The organism is Murinocardiopsis flavida (assembly GCF_003014485.1).
Classification (GTDB): Bacteria; Actinomycetota; Actinomycetes; order Streptosporangiales; family Streptosporangiaceae; genus Murinocardiopsis; species Murinocardiopsis flavida.
Window position 1 is genome coordinate 13034 of the sequence record NZ_PYGA01000015.1, and the last position, 12902, is coordinate 25935.

The window sequence follows — 12902 nt, forward strand, 5'->3', positions numbered from 1 at the left end:
CGGCGGGCCGGAACAGGCGAGCGCCGAGCCGTTCGCCGTCGTCGGACGTGAAGGTGACCGCGCGCGAGGTGATGTCCTGGTCAGAGGCCGAGCGTGAAGGGGCACCGCCGGACGGGGCGAGCGCCTGAGCCGGACCGGTGGCCGCCATCGCCGCCAGGGCACAGATCGCAGCCACGAGGCGAACCCGGCGGCTCACCGTGTCCACCTCGCCACTGCCGTACCTTCCGTCACCACAGCCTCCTCCATCGCGCAGAACACCGAAATTCGCCGTAATTCTGGCACCAGGGGCCGATTGGTCCGTCTCGAACGACGCTCGCCGCACGAGGGACCCGCCTCCGCGCGGGCACGGCTCATGCCGGGCCGTGCGGCCCGGGTCGGTACGCCGCAGCGGGACGGTCCGGATGTCTTCCCGCGCGTGGCTACACTGCCCGGATGGGCAGACGGGCGACCGGATGGCTGTACGGCATCGCCGGGGCGCTGATCGCGGGATCGGCCGTCCTGATGATCGTGTGGGCCTGGACCAGGGGCGAGGTCACGGTGATGAGTGTGCTCCTGCTCGTACCGGCCTACCTGCTGCTGCGCGCGGGGCGCTCCCGTCTCTCGAAGCGCGGCGGCGACTAGCATCCGCCCACCCCCTGCACCGACCGGTACGAGCCGGAGGCGGACCGCTCTCATGGGGCACGGCTTAGGATGCCCACGTGTCGTCGATACGGGGTGCACGGATCCGGCAGGTCATGCGTTTCCTTACGTCCCGTTGGAGGACGCTGGGAGGTGTGCGCCAGGACGCTGTGCTGACCGTGTTGCTGGCGCCGGTGGTGTTCGCACCGGCGACGGCTCCCCTCGGCGCCCAGTTCGGGGACCTCGCCCATCGTCCACTCGACGTGTGGGGCGTGCTGCTGTCGGCGGCGCTGTGGCTGCCGCTGGTGGTGCGGCAGCGGTGGCCGGGCATGTGCCTCTCCCTGGTGGCGGTGGCGTTCGCGGGCTACGAGCTGATCGGCTACCCGCAGACCTGCGCGAGTTTCGGCCTGTACATCGCGCTGTACAGCGTCGGCGCCCATGGCGGGCGCATCGGGCGCATCGCTGGCACGCGCCTCGTAGCGGCCGCCCTGTCCCTGCTGTATGTGCTGTTCGCGGTAGGGCTGAACGACAGGGGATCCCCGCAGGAGGTGTCCGACTACGTCCTGATCTACCTGGTTCTGGTGGGGTGCTGGGCGGTGGGCAGGGCAATACGGGCGTGGCGCGACGCCGACGCCGAGCGGCGCCGCCTCCACGTGGCGGCGGCGATAGCCGAGGAGCGGGCGCATATCGCCCGGGAACTGCATGATGTCGTGACCCACCACGTCACCGCCATGGTCGTCCAAGCGGACGCGGCCGGGTTGCTGCTCGCCGACGCACCGGATCGGGCGGCGACGGGGCTCGCGACGATCAGCGGATCCGGCCGCCACGCTCTGACCGACCTGCACCACCTTCTGGGCGTGCTCAAGGCCCCCGCGGACCCGTCCGATACCCCCACAGGCGGAGCGGCACGGAGGCTCGGCGAGCCGAACCCCGCGCCGCACCTGGACCGGCTGTCGGACCTGGTCGAGCAGAGCCGGACCGCAGGACAGCCGGTGGAGCTGACGGAGCGGGGCAAGAGGCCGCGCCGGCTGGCATCGGCCGTAAAGTTGACGGTCTACCGCGTGGCGCAGGAATCGTTGACCAACGCGCTCAAGTACGCCCCAGGGGATCGGACGCTCGTCCATGTGCACTACCGCTCCGATGAGCTGGACATCGAGGTGACCACCGAGCAGGCGCCCGGCCAACCGGCCGCCGCGAGCACTGCGCCGCAGGGGCGGGGCGGCGGGTTCGGACTCGTGGGGCTGCGCGAGCGGGTCAACGTGTCCGGTGGAGAGTTGTCGGCCGGCCCCCGGCCGGCCGGCGGTTTCAGCGTCCGTGCCCGCATACCGTACGGCGAGCCGGTATGACCGGCGCCGACTCCGGGGTGCCGATCCGCGTCCTGGTGTGCGAGGACCAGGAGCTGGTGCGCGCCGGTTACGTCACGGTCTTCGGCACGCAACCGGATCTCGAAGTGGTGGGAGAGGCCGGGGACGGACACGCGGCGGTGGCGGCCGCGCGGCGGTTGCGCCCGGACGTGGTGGTGATGGACATCCGCATGCCGCTGCTGGACGGCATCGAGGCGACCCGCCTGCTGGCCGGCCCCGACGTCGCCGAGCCGGTCAAGGTCCTGGTGGTCACCACCTTCAACCTGGACGAGTACGTGTACTACGCTCTGCGGGCCGGTGCGAGCGGCTTCCTCCTCAAGGACTCGCCTCCGCACGAGCTGATCAACGGCGTACGTACGGTCGCCGCAGGCGAATCCCTGCTGTCGCCCGCCGTCACCCGGCAGCTCGTCGGCAGGTTCGCCGAGCGGATCCGCCGACCCCGGAAGGACGCCGTTGCCACGGGGCTGTCCCAGTTGGCGCCTCGTGAGACAGAGGTCCTGACACTCATCGCCGAGGGGCTGACGAACGCGGAGATCGCCGACCGGATGGTGATCGGCCGCGAGACCGTCAAGACCTATGTGTCGCGGATCCTCATCAAGCTGGACCTGCGCGACCGCGTCCAGGCGGTGGTGTACGCCCATCGTGTCGGGCTGGTCGTCGTCCCCGACTGAGTGGGGAGGGGACGGCCCGGCGTCCGCCCGGGTCCGGCACGGGATCCGCCCGGGGACGCCCATCGGTCACAGGGCGGCGGCGGAGCTTGCGGTGTCCGCAGGCCGGCGGCGGCTGTACAGGCGCCCCCGGCGCTTCGCGGCCCGCAGGAACAGGATGGTGGGCACGGAGCAGACGAGGATGGCGAAGATGCTGGCCTCGGGGCCGAAGCCGCCGCCGGTGACCGCGGTGGGCCCGGAGAAGACCCCGTGGACCAGGCCCGACGGCGTCACCTCGTCGCCGGAGATGGTGGCGCCGTAGATCCCCCGCCCGGCGAAGTTCCAGGCCAGGTGGATACCGATCGGCACCCACAGGTTGCGCGTGGCGACGTAGGCGGCACCGAGCATCAGTCCCGCCTCCACCCCGATGGCCACGGCGCCCCACACTGTGGCACCGGGGTTGACCAGGTGGATGGCGCCGAAGAGCACCGCCGAGGCGGTGAGCGCGATGCGGGTACCGCCGAGTTCTTCGAGCAGGCGGAAGACCACGCCCCGGAACAGCAGTTCCTCGGTGACCGCGACGCCCGTCATCAGCCCGAGCACGGCCAGCATCCCGCCGACGGAACCACCGCCCTTCGTGCCGTAGCCGCCGAACATCGAGATCAGTGCGATCGTCGCGGTGAAGAGGGCGAGCCCGAGCAGGAATCCATTGGCCGTCCCGGAGTACGCGGCGGCGGGGTCCAGTTCCACGACGGCGCGCTGTTCCATGGCCCGGACGACCGCCGCGTAGGCGATGAGGGCGCCGACCGCGACCACGGCACCCGCGGACAGCGACAGGAAAGGGTTGTCCCCCGCCACGGTCCGCACGCCGGCCGCGACGATGATGACCCCGAGGATCAGCGCGGCCATGGCCGGCAGGCGCACCCAGGCCGACCGCACGCGGCGCCGCTGCTCGACCGGCCCCTGGGAGAACAGCCCTTTCAGTCTCTGCGTGCTCTTCAGGGGCATGGTCTTCCTCTGCTGTCGCCTCGGTCCTCGTTCTCGATGCGGGAAACGCTAGAAGGAGACGGCGCCCGGGAGCGTCACCCTGCGGAGAACAGCCCGGGTAGCTCTGGTGGGGGACATGGGGACGCGGCCTCCCGCACCGGGCGCCGGAAAGCCGTCGCGACCGCGCAGAGGGCCGGGTTCATCCTGGGTCGGGGTCTCTTGGGCCGGGGTCTCTTGGGTGGTCCTTCAGGGCGGTGATCGCCGCCGCGATTCGGGGGTTGTCGTGGGAGCCGCGCCGCAGGGCGAGCAGGATCCTGCGCCGCGGCACCTGGGCGCCTGCCAGGGACACCTGCACCACGTCCGGGTGGGGGACGGTCATCGCGATCCGCGGGACGGCCGCGATGCCCAGGCCGGCGGCGACCAGAGCGGTGGTGGCGGTGAGTTCCTGCGCGTAGTGGGCCACGCGGGGGGCGTATCCGACCGCGCGGGTGGCGGCCAAGAGCTCGATATAGGCGTCCTGGTGGGGGTGGCCGGTGATCCACTCCTCCTGGGCGGCGTCCTCCAGGCGGATCCGGTCGTGGGTGGCGAACCTATGGCCTTCGGGCACGAGCAGGTCGATGGGGTCGTCCAAGAGGTCCATGACCGCCACGTGGCTGTCGGCCACGTGACTGGTGGACTCGTCGGCGACGAAGAGCCCCAGGTCGATGGCGCCGGATTCCAGCTTGGCGAGGATCTCGGTGGAGTGGATCTCCTTGACGACCGGGGTCAACAGGGCGTGCCGCGCTCTCATCCGCAGGACGGCGGGCGCGATGATCGACGAGATCGCCGTGGGGAAGCCCCCGAGGGCGACCGACCCGCAGAGTCGGCCGGCGGCGGCGGTGACGTCGCCCAATGCCGTTTCCCACTGCGCGTTGAGCTTGCGCGCGTGGGCGACCAGGCGCCGGCCGGCCGGTGTGAGCCTGACCCGGCGGCCGTGCCGTTCGAGGAGGTCGACGTCCAACTCCGCGGCGAGCTCCTTGAGCTGTTTGGAAACCCCGGAGGGGCTGCGGTACAGCGCTTCGGCCGCTGCCGTCACGGTGCCGTACTCGCACACGGCGATCAGCAGCTGCAACCGGGCATCGATCATGCACTCATGGTGCACGGTTTCGATGAAAAACCGAACCTGGACCGCAGTGATCGGCCGCCATAGAACGGAGGTGCCAACCACGACCCGACCACTGGACGGCGGCACCGATGACCGAGCGGAGTCCGCACCGGCTGAACCCGCACCTGTATGGAATCCTGGCGCTCTTCGGCACGGTGATGCTCATCGGCGGAACCGACATGACCAAGGTGGCCGTCGCGCTGCCCGCCCTCAGTGGCGACCTGAACGTGGACTCGGTGCAGTCCTTGTGGGTCGCCGACATCTACCCGCTGGCCGCAGGCGTGGTGCTGGTTCCCAGCGCGGTGGCGGCGGACAGGTTCGGCCGCAAGCGCGGCTACCTGCTCGGCGTGCTCATCGCCGCCATCAGCGCGGCTGCGGCGGCTCTCGCGCCCACCGCGGAGGTGCTGATCGCCGCGCGCGTCGGCCAAGGGGTCGGTGCGGCGCTCCTGATCGCCGGGACGGTCGCGATCATCCGCGTGACGTTTCCCGGGCTGCGGTTGCGCGCCGTGGCCTACGGGGTGTGGACGGCCGGCTTCAGCGCCGGATCGGCCTTGGGTCCACTGCTCGGGGGAGGCATCGTCGAGCTGGCCCATTGGCGGTGGGTGTTCTGGATCAACGTGCCGGTACTGCTGATCTGCTTCATCGGTGCCCTGGTGGTGCTGCGGGAATCGAGGAACCCCGACCCGCCGAGTCTCGATGCGCTCAGCGCGGTCCTTTCGGCCATAGCCGTGGGTGCGCTCGTCGCCGGGCTGAAGGGACCGTCCCGGGCCGACATCGCCCCGTGGCTCAGCCTGGCGGCGATCGCGATCGCCGCCGTCGCCGCGGTGCTGTTCGTGGTCAGACAACTGCGCCTGCCACGGCCGTTCCTCGACGTCGGCCTCTTCACCAACGGCTTGCTGGCGAGCGCGGCGGCGGTGATCGCGGTGACCAACGGCGCGTTCAACGGGACCCTGTACCTGCTGATGCAGCGCTACCAGGTCGTCGATGGGCTGTCGGCGGTCCAGGCCGGGATCGCGCTGCTGCCGCTGGCCGCGGCCAGCGCGGTCGGCGGGCTCCTCGGCCCCGCCCTGCAACGCCGGTCGACCCAGCAGCACATCATCGCCGGGGGTCTGGCACTGACCGCGGCCGGGTTCGTACTGGTGGCCACTGCCAGGGGCGGCGGCGAGCTCGCGGGGATGACCCTTCTCGGGCTCGGGGCCGGGATCATCATGGCCATCGGTGCCAACGCCGTCATGAGCACGGCACCCGAGAACCGCGCGGCGGACGCCGGCGCCGTCCAGGAAAGCGCCTTCGCGCTGGGCGCCGGCACCGGTGTCGCCGCTCTCGGGGTCCTCGCCATCCACTCCGGCGCCCGCGGCGCCCCCGGCGCCTCGGCGTCGGCCGTCTACGGTCCCGGAGCCGAGACGGCACTGGTCATCGGGGCGCTCGCCTACGCGTCCTTCGCCGTTGCGGCAAGCGTCGTCATCCTCGGCACCCGCACAGGCACCCCACCGGTCCGCGCCACGCAGTCGACCGGTGAGCGTTGACAGCCCGCGGCCACGGCCGCGTGCGCACGGCCCGGGCGTCCTCGTGCAGGCGTCGATCACTCCCCGGCGGTCACGGCTCCTGGCGGACCTCGCGGACCCCGTACTCCGGCGCTCCGGTCGGCGCGTACACCTGGGCGGCGACTCCGCTCGGTGTCGTCTCGCTGCTCAGCATCCGCAGTCCGGTGGGGACGCCGTCCGCAGGGAACAGCCGCCGACCGCTCCCCACGACCACCGGCGCGACCATCAGCCGCAGCTCGTCGACCAGCCCGGCCGCCAGGAGCGACGCACCGAGGCGGGCGCTGCCGTGGATGTGCAGTTCGCGCCCCGGCCGCCGCTTCAACTCGGCGACCTGGGCCGGCACATCGCCGGCGAGGACCGTGGTCGGCTCCCAGCCGCCCTCGGCGAGGCTGTTCGAGGCCACGTATTTCGGCAGGCCGTTGAGCTTGGCCGCGATGGGGTCGTCCGGGTCGTCCGAGGTGGGCCAGTCGCGCGCGAAGTTCACATAGGTGCGGCGCCCGAACAGGAACGCGTCGGCCTCGTCGAGCCAGCCCGTGACGATCCGCAGGAACGCGTCGTCCAGGTGCGGGACGAGCCAGCCGCCCCGGGTGAACCCGTCGCTGGTGTCCTCCTGCGGGGACCCGGGGCCCTGCGCCACGCCGTCGAGCGACAGGAACTCCTGGAGTATCAGCTTCACGGTGCCCACCCTTTCCTCGGCGCCGAGGCGCCTGCCGCCCCGGCCCAGTGGTGACCGCGCGGCCCGCGAGAACTCATCGGTCCCGACCGGATGCCGCCACCGCGGGGCCGCCCCGTTGCGCCCACCGCATCGCCGCTTGTCGCAATATACCCTATTGGGGTATATTGCGTGCCTGCTTGCTGTACCCGATCACCGACGGAGAGAGGCGGGCCCGATGGCCGTCGAAGGACATGTCGCGGACGGATTCGACGCGGTGCGCGAGGTCTTCCGGGAACTCGTCGACAACGGCGCGGAGACCGGGGCCGGGCTGTCGGTCTGGCGCGGCGGCAGCGAGGTCGTCCGACTGAGCGGCGGATGGGCCGATTCCGAGCGGCGCCGCCCGTGGACCCGCGACACACTGGTCCAGCCCTACTCCGTGTCGAAGCCGTTCGCCTCGCTCGCAGCCCTGGTCGCGGTCCGCGACGGCGCACTGGACCTGGACGATCCGGTCTCCGACCACTGGCGCGGGTACGGGCGCCGCGGCAAGGAGCGCACCACGCTGCGCCACGTCCTCACCCATCAGGCGGGCCAGCCCCGGTTCCCGGCGGCGGCAGCGGCACTGGATCCGCTGGACGGCGCCGGGCTGCGCGACAGCCTCGCCGCCGCGGCGCCGGAGTACGCCCCGGGTACGTCGCTGGGGGAACACGCCCTGACCTACGGCCACCTGATCGACGGCATCCTGCGCGCGAGTGCAGGCACCTCGCTGGGAGAGGTGTTCAACGACGTGGTGCGGCCCGCATTGGGGTTGGACGCCTGGTTCGGGGTGCCCGACCACGCGCTGCACCGCGTCGCCGACCTGGAGCATGCCGATCCCGGCTGGGCGCGGCGGCTCCCCTCCGCACCGTGGCTGGCGACCCCCTCCGGGGTCCTGGACGCAGGGCTGTCGAACTCCAGCGCGTGGCGCCAAGGCGTCTTCGGCGGGGTGAACCTGCACGCGAGCGCGAGCACCGTGGCGGCGTTCCTCGCCGAACTCACCAGCGAGGACGGGCCCGTCCGCGCGCTGCTGGGACCCCGGCTGCACGAGGAGTACCTCGCCCCGCAGGTCACGGGCCACGACGAGGTCTTCGGTACCCGGCTCACCTGGACACTGGGGTTCCTGCGCGACGACGCCAAGATCGCCAAGGGCGGGGTCGGCGGCTCGGCCGCATGGTGGTCGATCGCCAACGGCCACGCCTGCGCCTACCTGACCCGCCGCCTGGACGACCACTCCCGCGCCGCGGCGATCGCGGCGGCCCTGGGCGACGACCTGACCGTGGCGCCCGTGAGCTGAGCAGGAGCGCGGGCCGGAGCCGCCCCGGAGATCCGCGCCGCGCCCGGCGACCGCATGCCGCGGCCGCCCGCGGATCTCAGACGACGGCCCTGTCGCGGGCGTGGGCGGCGATCGTGTCGGCGGTCTCCTCGGGTGTGAGGGCCTCGGTGTCGAGCCACCAGCCGACGCCGCCCAGTTGTTCGCGCATCAGCCGGTAGGACGGCGCGAAGTCGAAGTCGACGCCCTGTTCGGCGGGACGTGCGGCGTTGCGGCGGCGGCACACCGACAAGGGCGGGGCCAGCGCGACGAACATGACCGGTGCGGGCCGCAGCATGCCCAGCATCAGGTCGAGCAGCCATCGGTCGACGATGGTGTACTCGACGACCGGGACGATGCCGCTGTCGGCGAAGTTGTTCGCCAGTGTGCACATGTTGCGGGCGCACAGCCGCAGCTGGCGCAGCGACTCCTCGGCGGGTTCCCCGTTGAAGCCGACCCGCCCCTGGACGACCGTGTAGGAGAGCACGTCCCCGCTGATGTGGGCCGCGCGCGGGTACCGGGCGGCGACCAGCGGCGCCACCGTGGACTTCCCCGCTCCCGGCACCCCCGAGAGGATCAGGCACCCGCTCGACTCCGGACCTGCCATTTCGACGCTCCCTCGGGTGGCGGAGCGAGGATCGTCGCATCCCCGATGGCGGCCGCGCACCTGTATTTCCACCGATCGGGCGGGATTCTCCGCGGGACGCCGGCGGCGGCCTGCGCCCGGCGACGCGCGAGGGAGCGGCCCGCGCCGCAATCCCCGGCCCGTCGGCGTGGCGGCATCACTGCGTCAGATTGACGTCAATTTCACTCGAAATGACGTCAGAATTGTGTCATAGTGGCGTCATCGATCGCACGCCGGCCACCTCCGGAACGAACCGGCCTCGGGGCGAGAACGCGTACCGGGGGCGGACCCGCTCGAGGATGCACGGCCTTCCGGTCGGCGGATCCGAAGCGGATCTCCGACCACGCTCCGCCCCTCCCTCTCCCGAGCCGCACCCCGCGGCCCGCCGGCACGACGTCCAAGGAGGACACCTTGCAGCACCGAACACCGGAACACGCGGCCGAGCGGCCCACCGAACCCGGGCCGGGCCGCTCCGAACCGGTCCCCTTCCCCAGGGACCGCCCCAAGGGCTGCCCCTTCGACCCGCCCACCGAGCTGGCGCACATCCGCGCCGAGCGGCCACTGGTCCGGCTGGCCTACCCCGACGGCCCCCCGGGGTGGCTGGCCACCGGCCACGCCGTCGTCCGCGCGGTACTGGCCGACCCCCGCTTCAGCGGACGCTACGAGCTGCTGCGCCTCCCCTTCCCCGGCATGCCCGCCGAGGGCCTGCCCCCCGCGCCGATCGGCGACCTCACCGGGATCGACCCGCCCGAGCACACCCGCCTGCGCAAACCGCTCGCCGGGAAGTTCACCGTCCGCCGGATGCGCCTGCTGACCGAGCGGGTCGAACAGATCACCGCCGAGTGCCTGGACGCCATGGCGGAGCACGGTCCGCCGGTCGACCTGCTGACGATGTACGCGCAGCCCATCCCCACGATGATGATCTGCGAGCTGCTGGGCGCGCCCTACGCCGACCACGCGTTCTTCCGGCGCCACACCGAAACGCTCATCTCGCAGAGCGCACCAGGGGCCGAACAGGAGGCCGCCCTCGCCGCCATCCACGAGTACCTGGGCGAACTCGTCCTGGCCAAGCGTGCGAACCCCACCGACGACCTGCTCAGCGACCTCACCGACACCGACCTCACCGACGCGGAGCTCGCCGGCGTCGGCGGCTTCCTGCTCGGCGCCGGGCTGGACACCACCGCCAGCATGCTGGCGCTCGGCACCTTCGCCCTGCTGCGCGACCCGGACCAGCTCGCCGCCCTGCGCACCGGCGACGGCGACGGCATCGACAGGGCCGTCGAAGAGCTGATGCGCTACCTGGCCATCGCGGAGACGGGCGCCCGGGCGGCGCTGGAGGACGTCGAACTGGACGGGCAGCTGATCAAGGCGGGCGAGACGGTGGTGCTCTCCCTCCTGGCCGCCAACCGCGACCCCGAGCGCTTCCCCGACCCCGACACGCTCGACCTGCGCCGCAACGCCACCGGGCACCTGGGCTTCGGCCACGGCGTCCACCAGTGCCTGGGGCAGCAGCTGGCCCGGGTCGAGATGCGCGTCGCCTTCCCCGCGCTCTTCGCCCGCTTCCCGACGCTGCGCCTCGCCGTCCCGCCCGAGGAGGTGCCCTTGCGCTCCGCGGCGAACATCTACGGTGTGCGCGGGCTCCCCGTCACCTGGGACGGGGTGTAGGGCGATGCGGATCGGCACCGACCGCGACCGATGCATCGGCGCGGGCATGTGCGTCCTGACCGCACCCGAGGTGTTCGACCAGGACGCCGAGGACGGCAGGGTGCTGCTGCTCGACGCCGAACCGCCGGACGGCCTTCAGGGCGCGGCCCGGCGGGCGTCCTTCCTCTGCCCCTCCGGAGCGATCAGCACAACATCGCCCGACCGCCCCGCGCCGCGCCCCCCGCACCGGGGGTGATCCCGGGGCGGCCCGGTGGCCCGGGCCGCGCGGCGGACGCGCCCCCGGGCGCGGAGGTCACCGGTCCGGGCCGCCGGACGCCGGGCCGCCGGACGCCGCGTCGGCGGCCTGGCCCGGTGCGGGCACGCGGGCGCCCTCGGCGGGGGCGTCGACGGTGGCGAGGTCGTGCGGCACCGGGCAGCCCTGCGGGAAGGTCCCGATCCGGCTCGGGTGGAAGCCGTCGGGGTAGCTGCGGATGTTCGGATTCATCCGGGCCCACCGGGGCTTCTCGCGCGGCGGCATGAACCGCACGATCCGCGCGCGCAGCCGCACGGCGCCCGGCGAGGCCGCGCGCCAGAACCGCGACGGCCGGTCGTAGCGGAACGCCTCGACGAGCCGGTCGTCGAGCAGGCCCATCGTGAACGGGCGGATGAGGGGCCGCTGCCAGCGCGGATAGAAGCCCACCATGATGTCGAGCGTGGCGTCGGAGGTGCGGCGGCCGCCCTCGCTGTAGGCGAAGTGCTCGGCCTCGTAGGACTCGAAGTACGCGCGGAACCCGGCGTAGTCGGCGGGGATGTCCTTGATCCCCATGTGCCTGCCGAGGCCGCGGTAGTAGTTGGTCGACGCCGCGATCTCGTGGTCGCTGAGCCGGCGCCAGCCGAACCCGAGGTCGTTGAGCCAGCGCACCGGCATCACCACGAAGGTGCTCAGGACGTACAGGTAGTCGCCATTGCTGATGGTGTAGGAGCGGTGCATCTGGTTCATCCGGCGCAGCGCGTCGCGGCCCCGGCCGGTCTCGAACCCGTGCTCGACCATCTCGCTGAGGATGAGCGCGGTGTCGTCGTAGCGGTGCTGGGGGCGGTCGGTGAACTCGCGGGTCCGCCCCAGCAGCTCGCCGATGCTCGGCACCGCGTAGGTGCGGTAGAGGGCCAGCCCGAGCGCCTGCTCGAGGTCCCACGGGAACTCGTGCGCGCCGAGGATCTGGACGATGCGCAGGCAGTCGGCCTCGGCGTCGAGCCCGTGGATCGTGTCGTACCAGTCGAATCGCTTCATCGGAGGGCTCTCATCGTCGCCGCGGTGAACAGGGGGAGGTAGGCGGAGAGGGAACCGCTGATCGCGGACCGTGGTCGGACCCCAGCTTATACGGGGACGGCGGTCGACTCCGTGATGTGCCGCACGAGTGCCGAAAGGACCTCCTTGCCCGACGCGCGGCTCCGCGCGTCGCACATGACCACGGGGATGCCCGGCGGCAGGCTCATCGCCTCGCGCACTTCCGCGGCGTCGTAGTGGTGCGCCCCGTCGAAGCGGTTCACCGCGACGACGAACGGGATCTCGCGGCGCTCGAAGAAGTCCACCGCGGGGAAGGAGGTGTCCAGGCGGCGCGTGTCGGCGAGGACGACCGCGCCGAGGGAGCCGAGGGCCAGCTCGTCCCACATGAACCAGAACCGCTGCTGGCCCGGCGTGCCGAACAGGTACAGCACGAGGTCGGCGTTGATCGTGATGCGGCCGAAGTCCAGCGCGACGGTCGTGGTGGTCTTCTGCTCCACGCCCGAGGTGTCGTCGACGCCGAGGCTGGCCTCGGTCATCAGCTCCTCTGTGGTCAGCGGCGGGATCTCGCTGACGGCGCCCACGAGGGTCGTCTTGCCCGCCCCGAAACCGCCGGCGACGAGGATCTTCAGGGCCGCGGGGATGCGTTCCTCGGCCCGGTCGAGGTCGGGGTCAGAGTCGTTGGATGCCATCGAGTACCGCCTGCAATATGTCCCGGCTCACCGGGCTCTTCGACTTGAAGGGGGCGCGGGCGAGGAGGTGGCCCCGCGCGATGAGGTCGCCGAGCAGCACCTTGATCACGGCGACGGGGACGTCCATGTGCGCCGCGACCTCGGCGACCGACTGCGCCCGCCGGCAGATCCGCAGGATCTGGAGCTGCTCGGGTTCGAGCGCGATCTCGTCGACGTCCTCGCGGACCGCGATGACCACGCTGATCATGTCCAGTTGGACCGTGTCGGAGCGCTCGCGCCCCCAGGTCATGACGTAGGGCCGCACCAGGGGGCCGGCGTCGCCGGGGCCGCCCTGGTGGCCTTCCGGGGTGCCCAC

14 protein-coding genes are annotated in these 12902 nt (G+C 72.2%); 7 read left to right on the plus strand and 7 right to left on the minus strand.

Features of this window, described 5'->3' with window-relative positions; all coding sequences use genetic code 11:
• Positions 1-432 precede the first annotated feature (432 nt).
• The 3 genes from CLV63_RS20030 to CLV63_RS20040 all read left to right on the plus strand — a co-directional run bounded on the left by CLV63_RS20030 (position 433) and on the right by CLV63_RS20040 (position 2653).
• On the plus strand, positions 433-621 hold the full coding sequence (locus tag CLV63_RS20030) for a hypothetical protein (RefSeq protein WP_106584704.1): 189 nt from the start codon (positions 433-435) through the stop codon (positions 619-621).
• 152 nt (positions 622-773) lie between these two features.
• Positions 774-1964: a sensor histidine kinase gene (locus CLV63_RS20035; protein ID WP_211301393.1), complete on the plus strand. Its 1191-nt coding sequence runs from the start codon at positions 774-776 to the stop codon at positions 1962-1964.
• Positions 1961-2653, plus strand: coding sequence for a response regulator (locus CLV63_RS20040; protein ID WP_106584706.1), 693 nt, complete (start codon positions 1961-1963; stop codon positions 2651-2653). Before CLV63_RS20035 ends, CLV63_RS20040 begins: the two co-directional genes overlap by 4 nt.
• A 66-nt stretch (positions 2654-2719) precedes the next feature.
• Here the strand turns inward: CLV63_RS20040 and CLV63_RS20045 are convergent, their stop codons facing one another.
• Together CLV63_RS20045 and CLV63_RS20050 are read right to left on the minus strand one after the other, a co-directional pair.
• Entirely contained in the window at positions 2720-3637 is a 918-nt protein-coding gene (locus tag CLV63_RS20045) for a CPBP family intramembrane glutamic endopeptidase (RefSeq protein ID WP_106584707.1), read from the minus strand.
• Between the two features lie 178 nt (positions 3638-3815).
• Positions 3816-4742, minus strand: a complete 927-nt coding sequence (locus tag CLV63_RS20050) for a LysR family transcriptional regulator (RefSeq protein ID WP_106584708.1) — start codon at positions 4740-4742, stop codon at positions 3816-3818.
• 107 nt (positions 4743-4849) lie between these two features.
• Here CLV63_RS20050 and CLV63_RS20055 point away from each other — a divergent pair, with 107 nt between their 5' ends.
• Complete coding sequence (locus CLV63_RS20055; RefSeq protein ID WP_106584709.1) at positions 4850-6286, plus strand: MFS transporter; 1437 nt, start codon at positions 4850-4852, stop codon at positions 6284-6286.
• Positions 6287-6356: 70 nt separating this feature from the next.
• Here the strand turns inward: CLV63_RS20055 and CLV63_RS20060 are convergent, their stop codons facing one another.
• On the minus strand, positions 6357-6980 hold the full coding sequence (locus tag CLV63_RS20060) for a dihydrofolate reductase family protein (protein WP_106584849.1): 624 nt from the start codon (positions 6978-6980) through the stop codon (positions 6357-6359).
• Between the two features lie 214 nt (positions 6981-7194).
• Between CLV63_RS20060 and CLV63_RS20065 the strand changes: the two genes are divergently transcribed.
• Positions 7195-8289, plus strand: a complete 1095-nt coding sequence (locus tag CLV63_RS20065; protein WP_106584710.1) for a serine hydrolase domain-containing protein — start codon at positions 7195-7197, stop codon at positions 8287-8289.
• 76 nt (positions 8290-8365) lie between these two features.
• On the opposite strand, the gene CLV63_RS20070 is transcribed toward CLV63_RS20065, so the two are convergent.
• Positions 8366-8911 carry an AAA family ATPase gene (locus CLV63_RS20070; protein WP_106584711.1) on the minus strand — a complete coding sequence of 182 codons (546 nt, stop codon included), beginning with the start codon at positions 8909-8911 and terminating at the stop codon, positions 8366-8368.
• A 429-nt stretch (positions 8912-9340) separates the two neighbouring features.
• Between CLV63_RS20070 and CLV63_RS20075 the strand changes: the two genes are divergently transcribed.
• Both CLV63_RS20075 and CLV63_RS20080 read left to right on the plus strand, forming a co-directional pair.
• Positions 9341-10594 (plus strand): cytochrome P450, encoded by a 1254-nt coding sequence (locus tag CLV63_RS20075; protein WP_106584712.1) that lies wholly within the window; start codon positions 9341-9343, stop codon positions 10592-10594.
• Positions 10595-10598: 4 nt separating this feature from the next.
• A complete protein-coding gene (locus tag CLV63_RS20080; protein ID WP_106584713.1) occupies positions 10599-10829 on the plus strand; it encodes a ferredoxin in 231 nt (76 codons plus the stop codon).
• A gap of 57 nt (positions 10830-10886) precedes the next feature.
• On the opposite strand, the gene CLV63_RS20085 is transcribed toward CLV63_RS20080, so the two are convergent.
• The 3 genes from CLV63_RS20085 to CLV63_RS20095 form a co-directional block, all read right to left on the minus strand.
• Positions 10887-11861: an oxygenase MpaB family protein gene (locus tag CLV63_RS20085; protein WP_106584714.1), complete on the minus strand. Its 975-nt coding sequence runs from the start codon at positions 11859-11861 to the stop codon at positions 10887-10889.
• Between the two features lie 86 nt (positions 11862-11947).
• Positions 11948-12547: a GTP-binding protein gene (locus CLV63_RS20090; RefSeq protein ID WP_106584715.1), complete on the minus strand. Its 600-nt coding sequence runs from the start codon at positions 12545-12547 to the stop codon at positions 11948-11950.
• A complete protein-coding gene (locus CLV63_RS20095) occupies positions 12528-12902 on the minus strand; it encodes a DUF742 domain-containing protein (RefSeq protein WP_245928933.1) in 375 nt (124 codons plus the stop codon). Before CLV63_RS20095 ends, CLV63_RS20090 begins: the two co-directional genes overlap by 20 nt.